The sequence below is a fragment of the Brevibacillus sp. NL20B1 genome (genome assembly GCF_018195675.1).
GTDB classification, from domain to species: Bacteria; Bacillota; Bacilli; order Brevibacillales; family Brevibacillaceae; genus Brevibacillus; species Brevibacillus aydinogluensis.
In genome coordinates this window covers 16,939-37,612 of sequence record NZ_JAGTPT010000002.1, presented here as the reverse complement: position 1 = coordinate 37,612, position 20,674 = coordinate 16,939, and the positions used below count along the sequence as shown (strand labels likewise).

The 20,674-nt window shown below is 58.9% G+C and carries 19 protein-coding genes; 1 reads left to right on the top strand and 18 read right to left on the bottom strand.

All coding sequences use genetic code 11. The features are described 5' to 3' along the window. Positions 1-62: 62 nt before the first annotated feature. The 14 genes from KDN35_RS01935 to dacB all read right to left on the bottom strand — a co-directional run bounded on the left by KDN35_RS01935 (position 63) and on the right by dacB (position 15,699). Complete coding sequence (locus KDN35_RS01935) at positions 63-767, bottom strand: YczE/YyaS/YitT family protein (protein ID WP_212131954.1); 705 nt, start codon at positions 765-767, stop codon at positions 63-65. A gap of 48 nt (positions 768-815) precedes the next feature. Continuing rightward, positions 816-1,220: a MarR family winged helix-turn-helix transcriptional regulator gene (locus KDN35_RS01930; protein ID WP_171564827.1), complete on the bottom strand. Its 405-nt coding sequence runs from the start codon at positions 1,218-1,220 to the stop codon at positions 816-818. 142 nt (positions 1,221-1,362) lie between these two features. After that, complete coding sequence (locus tag KDN35_RS01925; RefSeq protein WP_212131953.1) at positions 1,363-2,541, bottom strand: acyltransferase; 1,179 nt, start codon at positions 2,539-2,541, stop codon at positions 1,363-1,365. Positions 2,542-2,655: 114 nt separating this feature from the next. Further along, positions 2,656-3,849, bottom strand: coding sequence for a DUF418 domain-containing protein (locus KDN35_RS01920; protein WP_216369281.1), 1,194 nt, complete (start codon positions 3,847-3,849; stop codon positions 2,656-2,658). Positions 3,850-4,063: 214 nt separating this feature from the next. Continuing rightward, positions 4,064-5,374 carry a branched-chain amino acid transport system II carrier protein gene (gene brnQ / locus KDN35_RS01915; protein ID WP_212132045.1) on the bottom strand — a complete coding sequence of 437 codons (1,311 nt, stop codon included), beginning with the start codon at positions 5,372-5,374 and terminating at the stop codon, positions 4,064-4,066. A gap of 260 nt (positions 5,375-5,634) precedes the next feature. Continuing rightward, positions 5,635-6,471 (bottom strand): alpha/beta fold hydrolase, encoded by an 837-nt coding sequence (locus tag KDN35_RS01910; protein ID WP_212131952.1) that lies wholly within the window; start codon positions 6,469-6,471, stop codon positions 5,635-5,637. 68 nt (positions 6,472-6,539) lie between these two features. Beyond that, positions 6,540-7,820, bottom strand: a complete 1,281-nt coding sequence (locus tag KDN35_RS01905) for a purine/pyrimidine permease (protein ID WP_171564823.1) — start codon at positions 7,818-7,820, stop codon at positions 6,540-6,542. Position 7,821: 1 nt separating this feature from the next. Further along, positions 7,822-8,613, bottom strand: coding sequence for a putative hydro-lyase (locus KDN35_RS01900; protein WP_171564822.1), 792 nt, complete (start codon positions 8,611-8,613; stop codon positions 7,822-7,824). A gap of 83 nt (positions 8,614-8,696) precedes the next feature. Beyond that, positions 8,697-9,884 (bottom strand): NRAMP family divalent metal transporter, encoded by a 1,188-nt coding sequence (locus KDN35_RS01895; protein ID WP_171564821.1) that lies wholly within the window; start codon positions 9,882-9,884, stop codon positions 8,697-8,699. 21 nt (positions 9,885-9,905) lie between these two features. Beyond that, entirely contained in the window at positions 9,906-10,673 is a 768-nt protein-coding gene (locus KDN35_RS01890; RefSeq protein WP_212131950.1) for a LamB/YcsF family protein, read from the bottom strand. A gap of 11 nt (positions 10,674-10,684) precedes the next feature. Then, entirely contained in the window at positions 10,685-11,689 is a 1,005-nt protein-coding gene (locus KDN35_RS01885; protein WP_212131949.1) for a 5-oxoprolinase subunit C family protein, read from the bottom strand. Then, a complete protein-coding gene (gene pxpB, locus KDN35_RS01880; RefSeq protein WP_171564818.1) occupies positions 11,686-12,429 on the bottom strand; it encodes a 5-oxoprolinase subunit PxpB in 744 nt (247 codons plus the stop codon). The genes KDN35_RS01885 and pxpB overlap by 4 nt, the downstream gene beginning before the upstream one ends. Continuing rightward, on the bottom strand, positions 12,426-12,584 hold the full coding sequence (locus tag KDN35_RS01875; RefSeq protein ID WP_212131948.1) for a hypothetical protein: 159 nt from the start codon (positions 12,582-12,584) through the stop codon (positions 12,426-12,428). Before KDN35_RS01875 ends, pxpB begins: the two co-directional genes overlap by 4 nt. Before the next feature lie 214 nt (positions 12,585-12,798). Then, positions 12,799-15,699, bottom strand: coding sequence for a D-alanyl-D-alanine carboxypeptidase/D-alanyl-D-alanine endopeptidase (gene dacB / locus KDN35_RS01870; RefSeq protein WP_212131947.1), 2,901 nt, complete (start codon positions 15,697-15,699; stop codon positions 12,799-12,801). Positions 15,700-15,954: 255 nt separating this feature from the next. Here dacB and KDN35_RS01865 point away from each other — a divergent pair, with 255 nt between their 5' ends. Beyond that, the gene (locus tag KDN35_RS01865) at positions 15,955-17,118 is read left to right on the top strand and encodes a glycosyltransferase family 4 protein (protein ID WP_212131946.1); all 1,164 of its coding nucleotides are present in this window, start codon (positions 15,955-15,957) and stop codon (positions 17,116-17,118) included. A gap of 279 nt (positions 17,119-17,397) precedes the next feature. Here KDN35_RS01865 and KDN35_RS01860 read toward each other — a convergent pair whose 3' ends face one another. Genes KDN35_RS01860 through tenA form a run of 4 tightly spaced genes read right to left on the bottom strand, consistent with a single transcriptional unit; the run spans position 17,398 to position 20,668 of the window. Further along, positions 17,398-18,432: an ABC transporter substrate-binding protein gene (locus tag KDN35_RS01860; protein WP_212131945.1), complete on the bottom strand. Its 1,035-nt coding sequence runs from the start codon at positions 18,430-18,432 to the stop codon at positions 17,398-17,400. A gap of 15 nt (positions 18,433-18,447) precedes the next feature. Further along, complete coding sequence (locus KDN35_RS01855; protein ID WP_212131944.1) at positions 18,448-19,227, bottom strand: ABC transporter permease; 780 nt, start codon at positions 19,225-19,227, stop codon at positions 18,448-18,450. Further along, positions 19,227-20,003, bottom strand: a complete 777-nt coding sequence (locus KDN35_RS01850) for an ABC transporter ATP-binding protein (RefSeq protein ID WP_171564812.1) — start codon at positions 20,001-20,003, stop codon at positions 19,227-19,229. Before KDN35_RS01850 ends, KDN35_RS01855 begins: the two co-directional genes overlap by 1 nt. After that, the gene (gene tenA / locus KDN35_RS01845; protein WP_212131943.1) at positions 19,988-20,668 is read right to left on the bottom strand and encodes a thiaminase II; all 681 of its coding nucleotides are present in this window, start codon (positions 20,666-20,668) and stop codon (positions 19,988-19,990) included. Before tenA ends, KDN35_RS01850 begins: the two co-directional genes overlap by 16 nt. Positions 20,669-20,674: the final 6 nt, after the last annotated feature.

The window sequence follows — 20,674 nt, the reverse complement described above, 5'->3', positions numbered from 1 at the left end:
CGCCCAGCAAAAAAGCGTTTTGGCTTCTATCGCCAAAACGCTTTTTCTTTGACGCTTTTCAATCAGGAGGCGCGCTCTGCCTGGCCTTGAACACGGGGAATCGCCTGCGGTCCCGACTGCTCCCCGCCCCAGCGTTCCCAGCGCTGCACCTGACCGCGCCAAAAGCCGAGCGAGGCCTGCATGACCGGACCAATCAGGAACACGGAGACAAACGTCCCTACGGAGACGGGACCGCCTGCCAGCCAGCCGCACAAGAGTGCAATCCCTTCCAGAAAGGTGCGGACGAGCCGGATCGACCGGCCGGTCAGCCGAGCCAGGGACAGCGTCAGCCCGTCTCGCGGCCCCGCCCCGATGCCGGAAGCCACGTACATGCCGGACCCGATCCCCATCAGCACAATCCCCGCAAGCAACAGGGCAAACCGGGCCCACAAGGCCGAAAACGTCGGCACGATCCCGGCGTCGAGAAATCCGTTGACAAAATAGCCGATCAAAAGGATGTTGGCGACGCTGCCGATACGCGGCCACTGACGGTCCAGCACACACGCCATGCCGATCATCGCGATGCCGACGATCTGCACCCACGTGCCGATCGACCAGCCCGTCAGCCCGGCCAACCCGATGTGCAGCACGTCCCAGGTGGCGACGCCCACCGCGGCGCGCATCAACGACACGGCGCCCAGCGCCAGCACCATCAGACCGGCGACAAACAGCACCAGCTTGGCGCCGAAAACCCCCGCACGCCTCAACCCTGCCTGTTTTCGCTTCATCGCAATCTCTGCTCCTCTCCTATCTCCTGCCGCCTGCTGCGGCTCTTTCTACGATTCACTCAAATTCTTCATCATGCGATCTATCACGCTAGAAAACACAGCCAGCTCGTCGGCGGAAATTCCCCGCACGGCTTTCGCTTCGACGAAGTCTGATGCGCGCATCCACTCGTCCGCCATCGCTCGGGCCTTCTCCGTAAGTGCCACCCGCCGCTCCCGTTTGTCCGCACCGCTGTGCCGCTCGATCCATCCTGCCTGCTCCATCCGGGCCAGCGTGCGGGTCATTGTTGGCGCTTCCACGCACAGGTATTGGCACAACTCCGTCTGCGTGGCCGGCCCTTCCAGCAGCCGCACGACGACAGCCCACTGGGCCGTGAACAGACCCAGCGGGGTCAGCCGTTCGTTCAGCGTCTTGGAAAAACGCCTGCCCAGTTGATTCACCTTGTGTCCGTACACGGTGACACATTCCTCCCGTCAATTATTTACCTAGCTAACTTTTACCCAGCTAAGTATACAGATACGCCGTGGAAATTGTCAATCTGACGGAGCACATGCAAAAAGGCTTCCCCTGTAGAGAAGCCTTTTTCGTATCATCCTCTTACATCGCCTGCTTCCACTGCTTGTCCGCCTGTCCCGGCGCACTGGTCCGCTTTTTTTCCGCCGCCCCGACCAACAATGCTCCAAACGGCAGTTTGGCCAGTCCGTACGAGAGAGCGATCGAAGCCGATGAACAAAGCAGAAACGCAATCACGCTGCCAAACATGCTGCTAAAGGTGACATCCCAGAGGTTCAAACCCTTCATCACGTACGTGAGCACGAGAGCATGAACCAGGTACGCCCCGTACGAATTCCGGCCGATCATCGCAAACAAGGCAGTCCAGCGCGAGTCCCGTTTTGTCACGAGGACGGCCAGCAGGTAGATCAGCAGCAGTTGGGCCACCGTATAGATAAACATGGACGGTTTCAGCGACGTGGCCACGTTGAGGTTGACCATATAGCCGCCCGAATCCCTGACCAGCTCATACCCGATGTACGCGTAGGCAGCGGCAAACACAATCAGCAGGTAGGGCCAGCGCTGCTGCAGAAACGAGCGGAACGCGGGCAGTGCCAACGCAACCATCCCGCCCAGCAGGAAATAAAAGGAATAGTATAGGAAATTGCGGTCCCTGCAGGTGATCAGATACGCGTCCAGCCAGGCCACGTCAAAACGGAACGGATGAGCTGGCAGATAGCGTGCCGACACCCACATCAGTCCCGCGTACACGAACGCCGCCGCTGCGACGGCGAGCGCCTGTGCCGCGCGGCCGGACAAACGCTGCTTTGCCGCCTTGAAGCCTTTTAACAGCAGCGGGTACAGCAGATAAAACTGAAAGATCATGACGACAAACCACAGGTGGTACGAGGCGGTGCCTGCGACCAACGATTTCACGAAGCTGACGAGCGCCGAGACGTCCCACCCGGTCACGTCTCGGCGCCACACCATGTAGATCAACGACCAGATCGCGTAGGGCACGACGATCTCGGTAAACCGCTTGCGGATAAAGCCGGGGTAGTTCACCCGGTCGTAGTAGTTGTAAAACAGCACCAGTCCGGTAATAAAGACGAAAGCCGGAACGGCAAACTTGAACAGGTGAAATAGATTTCCGTACAAAAATGCCGTCATCTCGTCCACTCCGGGCTTTCGCATGTAGACGCCGATCACGTGCTGAAACACCACTGCAAAAAAGGCAAAAGCGCGTAACGCGTCCAGTTCAACAATTCGTTCTTTTCGGGCCATTGACTCGTTTCCAACCCTTTCTCCCGTTCAAAAAAATACAGATATTCACATCCTGCCGATCCGCCGCACTGGCCTGAAAGTGCAGCGCGGGCGGCGGACCGATGCGAATGTGCCTCATCGTTTCATCTGTGGAACAATACCGTATGTCAAACAGCGCCACAGCCACTCCAGCGGTCCGAATCGATAGCGGGCAAGCCACCAATGGCTCCACGCCACCTGCAGCGGAAAAATCACCAGGCACAGCACAAGTCCGAGCCACATCTCCGCCTCCCCGTACAGATGGAAAAACCGGACGATGCAAAGCGACAGAACGGTCTGCGCCAGGTAATTGGTCAGTGCCATCTGCCCCACAGGCGCGAGTGGTGCCAGCAGCTTTCGTCCTCGCCCTGTCCGCATCAGCAGAAGCAGTGACGTGATGTAAAACGCGCACAGCGCCAGGCCGCTCCACCCGATAAACACCAGTCCAGCTATGTCGGGCGGTGCAGGCAGGTCCACGACGCCAGATTGGACAAGCGGAATCATCGCCACCAGCGGAACGCTTGCAGCCAGCGCCAGCAGCCAGACGCGCTTGATGGCCGCCATGTGCTGTTCGGGACGATGAAAGACGCCCTTTTTGGCTGCGTACAATCCCAGCAAAAACAGCGGCAGGATGGACAAGACGTTTATCAAATCGTTCTGCAGCACGATCGGCAGTTCATGGGTCCAGCGGAACTGCAGCCATTCCGCCAGCCCCGCCTGGTTGTACACGGAGATCGTTTCCTGTGCAAGCTGCCATGTTTCAGCGCTGTACGAAGATTCGCCGGGAATCAACAGCGTCAGCGCCATCAACAGATTCCACCCGATCAGCAGAATGAGTGCCGCCCTGCGTATGGACGTTTCCGATCTGTTGAAAAACCAGAGCAAACACAAGCCCGCCAGCGCATAGGTGTGGAGAATGTCCCCATACCAGAAAAACAGCAGGTGGACCAGCCCGAACAGCATCAGCCCGGTCAAGCGGCGCAGATACAACCGTTTGGCCGCATATCCCTTCTGCTCTGCCCGACTCATGAACAGGTAAAATCCGGCGCCAAACAAAAATGAAAAGATGGTGTAAAACTTGGTTTGGACAAACATGTCGAACAGCAGCCGAATCCAATCGTCCGACACCGAATGCGACAGCGGCAAACGGTCATCTGGGAGAAACAGGTCAGGCATAAGGAAAGTGGGCATGTTCACCAAAAAGATGCCAAACAGGGCAAATCCGCGCAGAACATCCAGTTCGGCGATCCTCTCCCCAGCCGAGACGGGTGTTGCCTTCACTCGCGTCATCCTTTCTTTTTCGTATCTTCCGTGTTTTCCTATGTAATCTTCCCTTGGTTACTACGAACGTACCGGCAAAAAGTCACAATCTTCCAGAATAACAAGGGCGCAAGCACGAGATGCTGCCGGTATGAATCCCGAGCTTTCTTACGCAAGACGCGGGAAATATAAAACAGGGCGGAAAAAGCAGAATCGTCTGCTTCTTCCCCCCTGCATCGCCGTCTTAGGACGGCTGCTCCTCTCTTCTTTCGCCCCGGATTCGTCTGCTGAAATCAAGCACCATGCCGGCGCAGCACCCGATCAGCGCCGGCATCACCCAGCCGGCTCCCTGCGCATACAGCGGCAGCGCATTCAGCCAGGTGTCCCAGCGGTGATTTCCCGCCGTCGCATTGATCAGATCAATCACGCCAAACAGCGCGACCAGACTGACCGTGGTCACGTAGACAAACGAACGGGCGGAAATGACGCGGTCGGCCAGCGCCAGAAGGATGAGCACGATGGCGACCGGATAGATCGCTCCCAGGATTGGTACGGAGACCGCGAGAATTTGCGTCAACCCCAGGTTGGCGATCGTCATGCTGACGAGACAGAGGATGCTTACCCAGGCCCGGTACGAAAGGCGCGACAGCAGGCTGTTGAAGTACTGGCTGCACGAGGTGACCAGTCCGATGGAAACGCAGAGACACGCCACCGTAAACACGACGCCAAGCAGCACTTTCCCGCTGGCGCCGAACAGGTAGCCCATCACGTTGGTCAGAATCTGCGCCCCGTTGTCCGCTTTGCCCAAGAACGAACTGGCGGAACCAATCATCCCCAGCATCACGTAAATGACGCCCAACAGCACACCCGCCCCGAGACCGGCGCCAATCATGTAGACGGACAGGCGACCTTTGTCCTCGATGCCCTTGGCGCGCAGCGTGTTGGCCACGACGATGCCGAAGACCAAAGCGGCCAGCGCATCCATGGTCAGATACCCGTCGAGAAATCCCTGAAACGCGGGATGCTCGGCGTACGGCCCGACAGGCTGCGCCGATGGCCCCATCGGAGACAGCAGGCTTTTAACAAAGATGAGCAAAATGATTGCCAACAGCGTCGGGGTCAACAACTTGCCGAAGCGATCCACCAGTTTGGACGGGGACAGGCTCAGCCAGAAGACCACCGCGAAGAAGACGGCGGAGTACACGGCCAGCCCCCACGGCTGCGTCGACCAGGCAGCCGGCAGAAACGGCGCCATTCCCATCTCAAACGCCAGGCTTCCGGCGCGCGGAATCGCCAGACCGGGACCGATCGACAGGTAGATCAAGAGCGGGAACAGCCAGGCAAAGACCGGGTGCACGCGTTGGGACAGCGCGAAAAAGCTGCCCGCCTTGGCGATGGCAACGACCCCGAGAATCGGCAGCCCTACCGCCGACAGCAGAAAGCCTGCGAGGGATAGCCACACCTGCTCACCGGCCGATTGACCGAGAAACGGCGGAAAAATGAGATTTCCCGCCCCAAAAAACATGGAAAACAGCATAAAACTGATCAGGACCATGTCCTTTTTGGACAGCGTATGTTTCACAGTATAGCTCCCTCCTCCTATATAGAGAGGGATTCTATCAACTTTTCCGCCGGGAATCCAGTAGCAACGCGATATTCGCAATGTTCACTTTTGTGAATGATTTCAATTTATTTGAAAAATACGTTCCTGATCAGGATGGTACGCCGTGTCCTGTGTCTGCACGCTGAAATTGTTACTCGTGCGGACGACAGACGGAGACATAGGAACATAACCGGCTGCCTGACTGACGCAGACTACCGTTTTTCCCTGCGCAGCTCCTCCTCCACACGGTCCAGCCATTCGTGGACGAGCGCGGTAAACAGCCGGCTTTGCTCGATCTGCAGGTTGTGGCCCGCGCGATCCAACACGACGAAGCTAGCCCGCGGATAATGTTCCAGGATCGTCCACACGTCCCGGTAGCCCGTGCAGTCATCCTGCCGTCCGGTCAGGATCAGCACCGGTTTGTCATACCGCCCGACCAGCGGTTCCACATCAAAGGAAAACGAGAATCGCTGCTTCAGCTTGTTCAGAAAGTGCTTGTCGGCCATCTGTAAGCCGGAGAGGATTTCCCGCTCAAAGCGCTCCCAGCTGCAGCGGTCCTGCACGACAGCAATGGAGGTAAACTCCTCCCGCTCTTCCGGCGTCAGTTCGGCCAGCAGTTTCTCATCCCGAGCCAGCACGGTAAGCGGGGGCAGGTCCCGTTTCTCCTTTTCCGCGTGAATGGCCGGACAGATCAGCAGCATACCGGCCATTCGATGCGCCTGCCGGGTGAGCAGCCCCCTGGCGAGATAGCCTCCGTAGGATTCTCCCGCGACCAAAAACGGCGCTCCGTGCGGTATCAGCCGCTCCACCACCCGCTCGACGACCGACAACATCTCATCCGATCCTGTGATCCAATCCGCTGCTTTGGTCCGTCCCATCCCCGGGAGGTCCAGATAGATCCGCCGCCAGCCCGGACGGTCGGCGAAGACAGGCTCCATGCAGCCCGTCATCAGCCGATGATCAGGTGAAAATCCGTGCAGCATCAATACAGGATATCCCTCACCGTATTCTACGTAATGAACCGTCACGTCGTCCAGCACGCATTCCATTTGTCTTCCTCCCAACTCGAACGTTTGTTCTGTGTCATCATACCACGTTTGCAGAAAAATGGGAAGAATTATTCGCTTTCCCGGCTGGACGCAGGCCGCGAGTGGACCAGCCGCTCCAGCGCCATGCAGATCAGCACGCCCATCAAAAGACCGTTGCTGACGAGCGGACTGATGTAGGGCGGCAGCTGCGCCAGGAATGAGGCGGGCAAAAACATGCAGCCGACACCGGCCATCAGCGCAACGCCGACGATATACCCCTGCCGTTCATCCAGCCCGCTTTTGGCGATCTCCTGGATTCCCATGCCAATCATGTTGGCAAACGAGAGGAACACGCTGGCGTACCCCACCGAGACGGGGATCGAGGCAAACCACAGCGTGACCGCCGGTATGAAACTGACCGCGACCAGCAGCAGACTGCCCATCACAAACGGCCATTTGTCCTTCATCCGCGTGGTCAGGATAAAGCCGGCCGTGTAGGACACCGGCACGAAGCCGATCGTGGAAAACGCGGCGGACAGCAGTTGGCTGATGCCCATGATGATGCCGGACCGGTTGGCACTGACGGGCTCGGCAGGGTGGACCACCCGTTTCACCGCCTCCATGCTGGCGATCAGATTGCTCAGCAAAAGGACGGTGACGATGAGCGAGGTCAGCATAATGCCGCCGTCAGCGTGCGGCCATCCCCACGACAGCAGATGAGGCAGGGAAACCCAGTCCTCTGCCGGTGCTTCGATTTTCTGGTACAGGCCCGCCAGGACGAACAAGGACCAGCCAAACGCAATTGCGATCAGCACCGAATAACTGCGCAGCAGTTGGTATCGGCTCCTTGCCAGGACCAGCGACACGATGAGCGTAGCGAGCGAAATGGCCGCCGCTTTTCCGTCAATCGCGCCCGATTTTGCTCCCAGGATGCCGGTGACAAACGGTCCGCTCATCTGCGCCACCAGCAGGAGAAAATACGTGCCGACCACCGTCGGCGAAAACAGCCGGCGAATCAGGTCCATCCAGCCAAACGCGCTCAGTGCAAGGAAAATCAGGCCGCTTGCGATCAGCCCCAGTTCCAGGGCAGGCAGAACCTCGCGCGGCTGGAGTCCCATCGCGGGAGCCAGGGAAGCAAACAGGAGAAACACGCCCCACCACAGCGCTGCGGGCCCCTCGGCGATGGGCAGCCGGTGTCCCCAGAGGGCCTGCAGGACCGATACGACCCCCAGGACAAACAGCGAGCGCTGCACAAAGTCGGCGATTTCCACCGGCGTCATGCCGTACGCCTGCCCGATCGCGAGCGGAGCCACCACACTGCCGGCGAGGATAAACATGGCCCACTGAATGATCGAGAGTGCCTGCCGCATGTTACAGTACCCCGTACTGCGCGTCCCGCTGGTCGGTAATAAACATGTGCCCCGGAGCGTGGGTGATCATCAGCTCCGGTTTGCAGCGCATCGCCACAGCTTGCGGCGTCACGCCGCAGGCCCAAAAGACGGGGACCTCCCCCGGATAAATCGGGACGGGATCGCCAAAGTCAGGCGTGTTTACATCGGCTATCCCGATCTGCCGCGGGTCGCCGATGTGGACGGGTGCGCCGTGCACCGCCGGAAAGCGGGAGGTGACCTGTACCGCCCGCACCACCTGATCGTGCGGAATGGGCCGCATGCTGACCACCATCGGGCCGGAGAAGCGGCCCGCCTTTGCACAGTCCAGATTGGTTACGTACATGGGCACGTTGCAGTGTTGTTCGATGTGGCGCACCGGAATGCCGTTGTCCAGCAGCGCTTGTTCAAAGGTAAAGCTGCACCCCAGTAAAAAGGCGACCATATCCTCCCGCCACAAATGGTCAATCCGGGTGACTTCCTCCGCCAGTACACCCTTCCGATAGACACGGTATCGGGGGAGATCGGTACGCAGGTCGGCGTCCGGAGCGACCAGTGCCGGAACGGGTGATCCGGGTTCGGTCACATCCAGTACGGGACACGGCTTTGGATTGCGCTGACAAAACAGCAGGAAGTCAAAAGCGAGAGATTGCGGCAAAATCACCAGGTTGGCCTGTGCATATCCGGCAGCCATTCCTGCCGTCGGTTTGTCCCAACGCCCTTCCCGCATCAGCATACGGGCCTCTTTCGGATGCATCGACGCAAACTCGTTCATGCTCAGTCCCTCCATTCAGTCGTGGATTGCACGGAAAACACCGCAGGCGGCGGCAAGCGTCCTGCGGTATCCATTCTTCCTGATTATTGGAACAGTTTCGGCAGCTCATTCACCAAGGTATATACGCCCATGACTGCCATCGTAATCGTGACGATCAAGCCGAAAATGGTCATCCACAGCGGGTGTTTGTAATCCCCGACGATGTTTTTGCGATAGGCGGCGATCAGCATCACCCCGAGCGTTAGCGGGAGAATCAAGCCGTTTAACGCCCCCACCAAAACGAGGATTTTCACGGGACGGCCGACCAGCACAAAGACCAGCGTGGAAACAGCGATGAAGCCGACGATGATCCAGTTGTGGTAACGGTCAATCTTTTCATGGAAGGTACGAATAAACGAGACCGATGTGTAGGCGCTGCCGATGACCGAAGTGATCGCCGCGGCCCACATGACCACGCCGAAGATCTTGTACCCCACCTGTCCAGCCGCCAACTGAAAGACGGATGCAGGCGGATTGGAGGGGTCCAATTGCAGCCCCTGGGCGACGATGCCTAACGCTGCGAGAAACAGGATGATGCGCATGACAGACGCGATGGCGATACCGGAGACAGAACTTTTCGTCACTTCCGGCAAGGAGGAAACCCCCTTGATCCCCGCGTCCAGGAGACGATGGCCGCCGGCAAACGTGATGTATCCCCCGACCGTTCCGCCCACCAGGGTGACGATCGCCAGCACGTCAATGGTGTCGGGAACAAAGGATTTGACGACCGCTTCCCCCACAGGCGGCGAAGAGGTGACCGCTACGTACAGGGTCAGGACAATCATGACAGCGCCCATGAACTGGGCAAATCGGTCCATCAGTTTGCCTGCTTCGCGCACGAGGAAAATCCCGATGGCGATGATTGCACTTACCAACGCCCCCGTCTCTGCAGAGATGCCAAACAGCACGTTCAATCCCAGCCCCGCTCCGGCGACGTTTCCGATGTTAAACGCCAGACCGCCCAGGACGATCAGCAGAGCGACGAGGTAACCCAGGCCGGGCAGGACCATGTTGGCAATGTCCTGGGCCCGCTTTTCCGAGACCGTGATAATGCGCCACACGTTCAGCTGCGCCCCGATGTCCAGCAGGATCGACATCAGGATGACAAAGCCAAAACTGGCGGCCAACTGCTGCGTAAATACAGTCGTCTGCGTCAAGAAGCCCGGTCCGATGGCGGACGTAGCCATCAAAAATGCGGCACCCAACAGCAGGCTGATTCTCGATGCTTTCATATTAGATCCCCCCGATTGTCTCTACATTGGATGTTTCATCGCCTTGACTGCGATTCCAGACGTTTCCAACGCCGCACGAATCTTGCGGGCAAACGTCAGTGCGTGCGGACCGTCGCCGTGGATGCAGACGGTTTCCGCCGTTATCTCGATGTCTGTCCCCTGCCGTGTGGTCACCTTACCTTCCTTGACCATGCGGATTACTTGGGAGACCGCCTGTTCGTCATCGGCAATCAGCGCATCCGGCTGGCTGCGGGGCGTCAGCGAGCCATCCTGCTGATAGGTGCGGTCGGCAAAGACTTCGTTGATTACCCGCAGACCGATGTTCTTCCCTTGCACAACAAGCTGACTGCCCGCGAGTCCGACCAGGTAAAGCTCCGGATTGATCCGATAGACGGCTTCGGCAATCGCCCGGGCCAGTTCCGGGTTGGCAGCCGCCATGTTGTACAAGGCTCCATGCGGTTTCACATGCTGCATCGTGCCTCCTTCCGCCTGTACAAAGCCCTGCAGTGCTCCCACCTGATAGACGATCAAATCGTACGCTTCCTGCGGAGATACGGCCATGTTGCGCCGGCCGAAGCCCTGCAGATCAGGCAGGCCCGGATGGGCGCCGATCATGACGCCGTGTTCCAGTGCCAGCTTTACCGTCCGGCGCATTGTGCCCGGATCGCCGGCATGGAAGCCGCAGGCGATGTTGGCGGAAGTGATATAGGGCAGAATCGCTTTGTCGTTTCCAATCGTGTAGGCGCCAAAGCTCTCTCCCATGTCGCAATTGAGATCCACGCGGTGCATGCAAATCCCTCCTATGCAAGTTTGAACTGAATGCCCAACCTGGCCTGCCGAATGCTGTACTCCCTCTCAAGCAGCAGCGCTTCCGCTTCGGCCCGGCTGATTTCGACGAACCGGATCACATCCCCCGGCTTGGTCTGGGCGATGAGCGGCAGATCGACACTGGCAATCTGGGCGATTTTCGGATAGCCGCCCGTCGTCTGCCGGTCGGCCAGCAGCACGATGGGCTTGCCCTCGGCCGGGACTTGCACAGTGCCAAACGACACGGCTTCGGAGATCAGCTCCGTCTGCGAGACGAGCGACAAGACAGGTCCCTCCAGCCTGTAGCCCATTCGGTCCGATTGCGGTGAGATCCGAAACGCCTGCGAAAAAAATGCCTCCTGACTCGCTTCTGTAAACCAGTCCCACTGACTGCCGCGCATGGCCCGTATCACTGGCGATGAATCGTATGCCGGTAGCAATTCCGGTCCGATCCCCCACTCTGCCGGAACAAATGCCCCCTCCTCCGCGTGCGAGCGCAAGTGGCGGATCATCATCGCCGACTGTTCCGGAAGCGGCCCGGCTTTCAAAACGTCTCCGGCACGAAGCGGCCGCCCCTCATGACCGCCGATACCGGCCCGCAAGTATGTAGAGCGGCTGTTCATCACCACCGGCACCTGTATCCCTCCGGCCACAGCCAGGTAACTGCGCGCCCCGGCACGGCAGCCGCCTGACTCCAGGACGGCGCCCTTTTTTACCCACACCGGCTTCCACAGCGGCACGGGAACGCCGGCGATCGTGGGCGACAAATCGGCGCCGCAAATGGCGATCAGCGCGTCCTCCGTAAATTCGAGGGCCGGTCCGATCAGCGTCATTTCCAGCGTGGCGTCTGCGTCGCAGTTGCCCACCAGCAGATTGGCGGCCCGGTGGGCAACCGGGTCCATCGCCCCGCTTACGATCACGCCGTGTTTTTGATACCCGTAACGCCCAGCATCCTGGACCGTTGTCAGCAGTCCGGGGCGAATGACGCGTATCGTCATGCCGATCCCTCCTCGTATGCGCGAAATTCCTCTTCCGTTATGGGCACAAACTGGACGCGATCCCCTGCCTGCAGCAGGCTGGGCGGATCTGCTTCCGGACGGAACAGCCTCAGCGGCGTGCGGCCGATGATCTGCCAACCGCCCGGCGTTTCCAGCGGATAGATGCCAGTCTGTTTGCCGGCGATACCGACAGAACCTGCCGGAATGGACAGGCGGGGTGACTGTCTCCGCGGTGTGGCGATTTTTTCCGGCATCCCCCCGATATAGGGAAATCCGGGGGCAAATCCGATCATGTACACCTGGTAATCGCCAGAGGCGTGCGTTTCAATCACTTCCTGCTCCGTCAGGTTGTTGTGGCGGGCCACTTCCCCGAGGTCGGGGCCCATTTCGCCCCCGTATAGGACGGGAATCTTGACCAACCGGCCGCTGACAGGGGCTGTTTGCCCCAGATTGTTCAGCCTTTCGCGAATCTGCCCGCAGAACCATTCATAGGGTGAAAACGGCTGACGGCTTCCTCCGTCCATCCGCTGCCGTCCCTTGTATCGCTCGTACAACTGGAAGGGGTCGTAAAACACCGTGACAGTAACATAAGCGGGGATGTATTCCACCATGCCGGGCAGCGGCTCCTGCTCCAGCGATGCGGAAAATTGCATCACCTGGCTGTGAATGTGCGGGTCAATGCTTGTCCCGAAGCGGACGACCACGGCGTGATCGCCGAGCGGTTCCAGACGTACCTTCATCGCCGATTCCCTCCTGACGGTTGTCGCCATGCCAGTCCGTGTCCGCACATGTTCGGGTGAACGGCATGTTCGACCGTTTCCGACAGGTGCTGGCGGGCGAGAAACAGCTGAAGCAGGTCCGCCGCCTTGTGGACCGATTTGTTGATGTCCGACAATCCTCACCCTCCGTTCCGATATTCGGAATTTTTGTTCCGTTTTCGTTTTTTTTGTTTTTCATTATACGACAATTTTCAATCCGTATACAATCACGAATTTTCCGTTAATAAAAACGTCCGCAAGCTGCTTGCCGTCGATCCGACAAGGCTTGCGGACTTCCTGACATCCGTCAGCTTTAAGTGGTCTGTCAGCTATGGTGAAGTCGCCAGCTTTTCATTGGTCCTCTTGAAATGAGGCGAGCGCAATGGCGATCTGATCCTGGATGTCTGTAAAGGTTTTGCTGCCTTTTGCGTACCCGTTCAGCAGGATGGAGAACGCCAGCTTCTTGCCGTCCTGGGTGGTCACGTAGCCGGACAGGCAGTTCACGCCTGTCATCGAGCCTGTCTTGGCGTGTACGTTCTGTTCGGCTGCCGTTCCCTTCATCCGGTTTTGCAGCGTTCCGTCCACGCCGGCCACCGACAGGGAGTCGTAGTACATCTCGAAGGTCTCCTGCCTGCTCATTCCCTCCAACACTGACAGGACGTGACGGGCGGAGATGAGGTTGTAGCGGGTCAGACCGGAGCCGTCCACCATGTCAAAATTGGTGCGGCCTCCAAGCGATTGAACAGTATCACTCACGACCTTCACACCGGCTACAGCGCTGCCCTCCTCCCCTTTGACCGCACCCAGTGTTTTTAACAGCATCTCGGCGTAGAAGTTGTCGCTTTTCTTGTTGAGATAGGAGACAATCTCCCGCAGCGGCTGCGACGCAAACTCCGTCCACTTGACCGCCTGAGCGGGAACAGTTCCTGCTAATACCTTGCCGCTGCCGGCGAAGGTGATTCCTTCCTTTTCCAGCACCTCCCGCAGGACTGTGCCGAAGTACAAGGCAGGCTCTTCCACCGGTACCCGTTCGTAGTCGCCTGCCGTTCCCAGCGGCAGGTTTCCGGTGACGTGAATCGTGTTCGTTCCACGTTCGCGCGTGATGGCAAAGGTGTTTTCCTCACCGGCTGAGACCGTTTTCGCTTCGTTGATGATCTTGACGTACGCGGTCTTGGGCAGCAGATTTACCTGAACCGCTTCTCCCGCTTTCGCACCCGGCTGGTACTCCACCATGACCGTGCCGCGGTTGAGGGACAGCGCGCCGATCAGCGGATTGTAGTAGTAGCTCTCGTCGTCCCAGGCCCAGCCGAGGCCGAGCCGCTGGTCATCAAAATAGCTGTCGTCCAGCACCAGATTGCCATTAATCCGCTTGATGCCCTGCGCTTTCAGCCAGCCTGCGATTTCTTCGACGGAAACGCCTTCCTGCACCTTCAGACGGTCCTCCGTGTGCAAGGTGGGATCGCCGTAGCCCTTGACATACAGATCGCCGTTCAGCACGCCGTTTTTCGGCAAGGGCGCCGATCCATACAGCTCCGTTTTAAATGTATACCCACTCCCCAACTGGAGGAGACTCGCCGCTGATGTCAGCAGTTTCAAATTGGAGGCCGGTGTCATCAACGTATCCGCGTTGCGCTCGTACCAGACAGCGTCGTCTCCTTTATCGTCCAGCGACTTGACGATCACGCCGGTGGTGATACCGGACTGGTCGGCAGCGTCGAGGATCGGGTCCAACAGCGCAGAGAGCTTGTAGGTGGCGGGCTCCTGCGCCTCGTATTTGTCCGGGTGGGCAAGCTCCGGGTACTGGGTCAGCAGGATCGCGAGCTGGTCCTGCAGATCGCGGGCGTACTTTGATTTGTAGATGCCATTGATCAGGATGGAAAACGCCAGCTTGTGGCCGTTTTTGGCTGTGGCGTAGCCGGACAGGCTGTTTACGCCGCCCATCGAGCCGGTCTTGGCGATGACGTTCCGCTCCGCCGGGGTTCCCTGCAGACGGTTTTTCAAGGTGCCGTCCACACCGGCGATCGGCAGGGACGTTTCCAGCGCATCCCGATACTCCTGCTCCTGCACGAAGGCGAGCAGTTTGACCATCTGCTCGGCGGTGATCCAGTTGAAGCGAGACAGGCCGGAACCGTCCACCTGTTGATAACCGGCGTCTATACCTGCCCGCTTCAGCACGTCGGCGACCACTTCGCTCCCCGCTTTGCTGCTGCCCTCTCCTTTTTGCGTCGCCCCAAGCGTCTTCAAAAACATCTCGGCGTAGAAGTTGTCGCTCTCCTTGTTCAGTTCCACGAGCAGCTCGGACAGCGGTTTGGACAGGTGGGTGTAGAGCGCGACGCCCGTAGTGACCGTGGTTTTGGCCGTTTTCGCCTGGGGACGCAGTTTGATCCCGGCGGCAGCCAACTGCCGCTTCCACACATCGGCAACAAACAGGGCGGGGTCTTCCATCGTCACGTCTTCCTGGTAGGGCTTGGCCTGAATGCCGATCATTCCGGAAAAGACGACCGTATTTGTGCCGCGCGGCCGCTCTACACTGATGTCGCTTGTGGTGCCTTCGACCGTTTTCAGGTTGTTTACCAACCGGATGTAGGATGTGTCCGGCTCCATCGTCAACGTCGGTGCCTCTCCCGCTTGTTTCGCCGGCGTGACTGTTACAGTGATGCTGTTCTTATGTACCGCTAGTGCGCTTATTTGGGCACTGTAGCCGTATGGCTCGTCATCCCACATCCAGCCGATGCCGAGGCGGGTGTCATCGAAATAGCTGTCGTCTACCAAAAGATCGCCGTTTATCTGGGTCAGCCCCTTCTCCTTCAGCGCGGCCGCGATACGCTGCAAGTCTTCGACGGACAGCCCGGGGTTCCCATACCCCTTTAGGATCAGGTCGCCATTGAGCACGCCGCTTGGCAGCAGCTTGCCCGCAGCGTACACCTCCGTCTTCCATTGGTAATCGGGGCCCAGTCTGTCCAGCGCCGCGACAGAGGTAAAGAGCTTCAGGTTGGACGCGGGCACGTACGTTCGGTGGGCGTTGTGCCGGTACAGATACGCCTTTTCGTGCAAATCGTATACGGCGATGCCGGCGTGAAGACCGATGCTGTTCTCATCACGGGCCAGATCGGCCAGCAGCTTGTCGATGTGGGCTGTCAGCGGGTCGGCTGCGGTTGCTGCCTTTTGGGCAAGGGCCGGTACCGCCGCAACATTCAGCAGCAACAGCAGCGTCAGCAGCCACATCCCTATGCGTTTGTGTAACTGATTCATAATACCCTCCTTCTCCTAGTGTAGTGCCAGATTGAAAAATCTAGCAGACCTATGTACCATAATACCATTTTGCAAAATTTTCCGAAATATCATACCGGCAACAAAGGGGCAGTTTCTCTTGCAGCATTGTATCCCCCGTGTGGCATGGGCGGCCTATTTTTTGAAAACAGGTAGTTGTCTAGGAGTTCACACCTCGTCCCGACATAGGATATACAGGCATTAACTCAACAAACGTACACGTGGAGGGGTGAAGAGGTGCGCATCCTGGTTGTTTGTCCAGAGCAACTGCCGGTCCCCCCGATCAAAGGCGGCTCCGTCGAATCCGTCACGTACAACATTTTCAAGCGCATGGCGCAAAGCGAAAAGGTCGTGCTGCTCAGCCGCAGCCATCCCCGCTTGCCGAGCGTCAGCCGGTACGTCGACGGCAACCTTCAGGTGATCCGCGTCCCCAGCAGCAGGCCGTTCGCCTACCTGCGCGCCGCGCTGCGCAAAGTGGCGGGACAGTCGTTTGACATCATCCAGATTGAGAATCGGCCGCGATTTGTTCCGTTTGTGCGACAGGCGTTCCCCCATACGCCGATCATTCTGTCGCTCCACTCGCTTACATTCATGTCTCGCTTGACCCTGCCGCAGGCCAATGCGATCCTCCGTCAGGTGAACGGCATCACGTCCGTATCGTCGTTTGTCACCAACACGATGAAACGGCGCTATCCCGCCCACGCCCACAAATTCCGCACCGCGATTCCCGGAGTGGACGCGGTAAAATTCCGTCCGTGGCCGGCCGCGGCGAAACTGCGTCTGCGGAGACGCATGGGATTGGCCGGGAGTTTCAATGTTCTGTTCGTCGGACGAATCGTCAGAGGCAAGGGACTGCATACCCTGATCCGCTCCGTCGCTCAGTTGAAACGGCGCATACCCAACATCCGCCTGGTGGCTGTCGGCGCCTCCTGGCCAGGCGTGAGGCGGCAGACGCCATACATGCGGTACGTTCGCAATCTGTCCAAGCGCCTGCGCGTCCCTGTCCGCTTCACGGGCTACGTGCCGCCTTCCCGGGTGCACCAGATGTTCCAACTCGGAGATGTCTTTGTCTGCCCCACCCTGTTTCGCGAAGGCCTGGCCACCGTCAACACCGAAGCGATGGCATCCGGCATCCCCGTTGTGGCTTCCAATCGCGGCGGGATACGGGAAGTTGTCATACACGGACACAGCGGCCTGCTGGTCAACCAGGCCAACAGCCCGGCCGCTTTTGCCCGCGCCATCGCCCGCATCCGCAACAATCCGGCACTGCGCAGACGGCTGATTGCCAACGGCAGGACGAGGGTCCGCTCCTCTTTCAACTGGTACGGTACAGTCCGCCGACTAAAAGCGCATTACCAGGATGTCCGTTCAGCAGCCTCGTCGTCCAAAAAAAGCCACTGACCGGCGTCAGTGGCTTCATTGTTGTTCCCGTTTATTCAAAACATGATCATGTACATGTAAATGGCGACGGACAGCGTACAAATCAACACACTGCCGACAAACGTCCAGATAATCAGCTTATTGTAGCGATCTTCGCGATTGTCGTTCATCAAAACGTCTCCTTGTCCTGATTTCCCCTTTCCATTATAAGACCATTGTCAGCAAAAAGGAAAGGGGGTGTGCAGGATAAAAGCAAGCCCAAACGCGTGTTGAACGTTTGGGCTTGTTCGTTATCTTCAACTACTTCAACAGATTGCGCATGACGTCGTCCACCTTGACGTCGTTTGTGATCAGCTTCTCTTGTTTCATCCAGTCGATCAGCTTCTGATAGGATTCGGCCGTCTGGGTGCCGAACGGCTGGTCGCCCGCGTCCATCAGCGGCAGCAAGATGTCCAGGCTCTTTGTTTCCACATCTTGATCCAGCGGGAACTCTTTGGCCTGTTTGTCCAAGAGGAGCTGGAGCGCTTCCGCCTTGTGGTTCTTCACGTATTCCTGTCCTTTGGCAGCCGCCCGCAGGAACGCCTCCAGCGCCTGCTGCTTTTTGCCCAAGGTCTCGTCGCTGGTGGCTATAACCAGCTCATAGTAGGAAGGAACGCCGTAGTCGCTGGGCTTGATAACGTTGACGGGCACGCCATTTTTCTCCAGGATCAACTGTTCGTGGTTGATATAGCCGCCCACTACCGCATCCACTTGTTTCGCTGTGAGCGCCGGGATGATGTCAAAGCCGATGTTGGTAAAACTGAGCTTGGAATCGTCCGCGCCCGTATGCTTCAGCACAGTGCGGACGATCGACTCGTCCAGCGGAATGGACGGATAGCCAATGTTTTTGCCAACCAGCTTTTCCGGCGTGTCCAAACCGCTGTCCTTGCGCGTCATGATCACGTTCAGCGGCTCGCGCACGAGCGCCGCGATGGAGACGACCGGAATGTCTTCGGAACGAGCCTGCACCACCTGCGGCTGGTAGCTGATGGCCAAGTCCACCTTGCCGACCGCCACCATTTTCAGCGGGTCGTTGGTGTCCGATGGCATTTGCAGGTGGACGTTCAGGTTTTCCTCACGAAAATAACCCTGTTCTTCTGCCGCGTAGAGGAACGAGTGCACGGCGTTTGGATACCAGTCGAGCGCGATGGTCAGTTCGGTCGGCTCGCCTGTGCCCGCCGCCGGCTGATTGGCTTGCGGTGCCGTCTCGCTTCCTGCCGGGCTGCCGCACGCCGCCAGCCCGGCCGCCAGCGACAAGCTCATCAATGTCTTGGCCCATCTGGAATAACGTTTCATGGCTCAATATTCTCCTTACTGTGTTTTCATCTGTTTCCGTGTGTTTGTGCGCGCATGTGGTGCAAACCGCCGTTCAATCGTGCCGGCCAGCCAGAAGAGCAGCATGCCGAGCGCAGAGAGCAGCAGCACGGAGGCAAACAGGGCGGGTGCCTGAAAATTGCCCGATGCGCGCCGGCCGAAATAGCCCAATCCCTCGCTCGCGCCCAGCCACTCGCCGATGGTCGCCCCTCCTACGCTGTACGTGGCCGCTACCTTCAGACCGCTGAAAAAATGCGGCAGGCTGGCCGGAAGCTGCAGTTTGGAAAAAATCTGCCAGCGCGACGCCCCCATCGTCCTCAGCAGGTTGACCATCTCCGGGTCGGCCGCGCGCAGACCATCATAGGTGCTGACGACGATGGGAAAAAACGTGAACAGGATCGTCACAGCGATTTTTCCCGACAGTTCGTAGCCAAACCAGAGGATGAAGACAGGCGACAGGGCGATGATGGGAATCGTCTGTGAAATCACGATATAGGGATAGACCAGCCGTTCCACCGGGCGGCTGAGACTCATCATCAGGGCGAGCGCAATGCCAAACACGATCGACGCCGACAACCCCAACAGCACTTCCCGCAGCGTTGCCCACAGGTGCAGGCCGAACAGCTGCTCGCGCAAATCCCATACGGCCAGCAGCACGGCACTTGGCGGCGGAAGGATAAACGGCGGGATGGCAAACAGGCGGCAGACCGCTTCCCAGCCGGCCAAGAGCAGCACGAACGAGAGGCCAAACCAGATACCCTGGTGAACCGTCTTCATCACGCATACCTCCCGACCGGCTGTGCCGTGGCCGATTGCCGCAACAGCTCCCAAATCTGCCCGCGCAGCGCCTGAAACGCCGGATGACTGCGGCTCGCCAGCGAGCGCGGCCGCGGCACCGGGACGTCCAGTTCCACCGGACTGCTGATCGGGCTGCCAAGCAGCACGACGATTCGGTCCGCCAGCAGGATCGCCTCGTCGATGTCGTGGGTGATCAACAACATCGTGCAACCCGTCTGCTGCCACATCGTAAGCAGCCACTCCTGCATCTCCATCCGGGTGATGCCGTCCAAAGCGCTGAACGGCTCGTCCAGGAGCAAGAGGTCGCTGCCCGTCATCAGCGCGCGCAAAAACGATACCCGCTGCCGCATGCCGCCGGAGAGCTGCGCCGGATAAGCATCCGCCCAGCCGTCCAAACCGAAGCGTGGCAGCTCCTGCCTTACCCGGGCCTGTGCCTCCCTGCGCGGCATGCCCTGAATCTCCAACGGCAGCGCGGCGTTTTCCACGACTGTCCGCCACGGCATCAGCAGATCACGCTGCGGCATATAGGCGACCTGCCCCAGCCGCCGGGCTGCCGGTTCCCCGTCCAGCCTGATCTCGCCGTGTTGCGGCTCCAGAAGGCCTGCCGCCAGCTGAAACAGCGTGCTTTTGCCAATCCCGCTCGGCCCGATCAGGCTGACCAGTTCGCCGCGTCCGACCGCAAGCTGAAATCCGTCGAGAATGGCCTTCTCCCCGTAGGAGAATCGGACGCCGGCGAAGGCTAGTTTTTCTCGCACGGCCACATTTCCCTCCGGTATGCCATATCCCAAAACAGATACTCCATGCTCGAGGTATTGAGAAAATGCTCTTCCAGACGGTTCAGCTCCCGTTCACTTTTGCCTTCCGCCAGTTGATCCATCAGTCCGATCAGCCACTGTGCATGTTGGCCGAACTCGTCGGAGCTGTAGGTGCGCACCCACTCACCGTAGAGCGGATGATCCAGTGCGCCGTCCACCTGCGCCAGTTGCTTGCCGATCTCCCAATAGCTCCACGTGCAGGGAAGAACGGCGCTGACCAGTTCGGCGAGCGTGCCTTGGTGGGCTACTTTCAGCATGTAGCTGGTGTAGGCCAGCATGACAAATGACGGCTCGGTCGCCTCCAGTTCTTCGCGGGAAATCCCGAAGCGGGCAGCGTACTGCCGGTGCAGTTCCATCTCGTAATGAAGCGTCGACTCCTGCAGGGCGGCAAATCTGGCGCTGGTGGCCAGATCGTCTGCCTTGGTACTGGCGATTGCGAACAGTTTGGCGTAGTCGATCAGGTAGACGTAATCCTGCTTCAGGTAAAACCGGAACGATTCAACCGGCAGACTGCCGTCGCCCAAGCCGGTTACGAACGGATGACGATGCGAACGCTCCCAAATCGGAGCGACGCGATTCAACAGGCGCTCTGTAAAAGTGGCCACGAGGAC

Coding starts and splice junctions, on each gene's coding strand:
- KDN35_RS01890 (WP_212131950.1), bottom strand. CDS start 10,673: ATGCACCGCGTGGATCTCAATTGCGACATGGGAGAGAGCTTTGGCGCC.
- dacB (WP_212131947.1), bottom strand. CDS start 15,699: ATGAATCAGTTACACAAACGCATAGGGATGTGGCTGCTGACGCTGCTG.
- KDN35_RS01935 (WP_212131954.1), bottom strand. CDS start 767: ATGAAGCGAAAACAGGCAGGGTTGAGGCGTGCGGGGGTTTTCGGCGCC.
- KDN35_RS01925 (WP_212131953.1), bottom strand. CDS start 2,541: ATGGCCCGAAAAGAACGAATTGTTGAACTGGACGCGTTACGCGCTTTT.
- KDN35_RS01920 (WP_216369281.1), bottom strand. CDS start 3,849: ATGACGCGAGTGAAGGCAACACCCGTCTCGGCTGGGGAGAGGATCGCC.
- KDN35_RS01855 (WP_212131944.1), bottom strand. CDS start 19,227: ATGAAGACGGTTCACCAGGGTATCTGGTTTGGCCTCTCGTTCGTGCTG.
- KDN35_RS01905 (WP_171564823.1), bottom strand. CDS start 7,820: ATGCGGCAGGCACTCTCGATCATTCAGTGGGCCATGTTTATCCTCGCC.
- KDN35_RS01860 (WP_212131945.1), bottom strand. CDS start 18,432: ATGAAACGTTATTCCAGATGGGCCAAGACATTGATGAGCTTGTCGCTG.
- brnQ (WP_212132045.1), bottom strand. CDS start 5,374: ATGGTCCTGATCAGTTTTATGCTGTTTTCCATGTTTTTTGGGGCGGGA.
- KDN35_RS01885 (WP_212131949.1), bottom strand. CDS start 11,689: ATGACGATACGCGTCATTCGCCCCGGACTGCTGACAACGGTCCAGGAT.
- KDN35_RS01895 (WP_171564821.1), bottom strand. CDS start 9,884: ATGAAAGCATCGAGAATCAGCCTGCTGTTGGGTGCCGCATTTTTGATG.
- KDN35_RS01910 (WP_212131952.1), bottom strand. CDS start 6,471: ATGGAATGCGTGCTGGACGACGTGACGGTTCATTACGTAGAATACGGT.
- pxpB (WP_171564818.1), bottom strand. CDS start 12,429: ATGAAGGTACGTCTGGAACCGCTCGGCGATCACGCCGTGGTCGTCCGC.
- KDN35_RS01900 (WP_171564822.1), bottom strand. CDS start 8,613: ATGAACGAGTTTGCGTCGATGCATCCGAAAGAGGCCCGTATGCTGATG.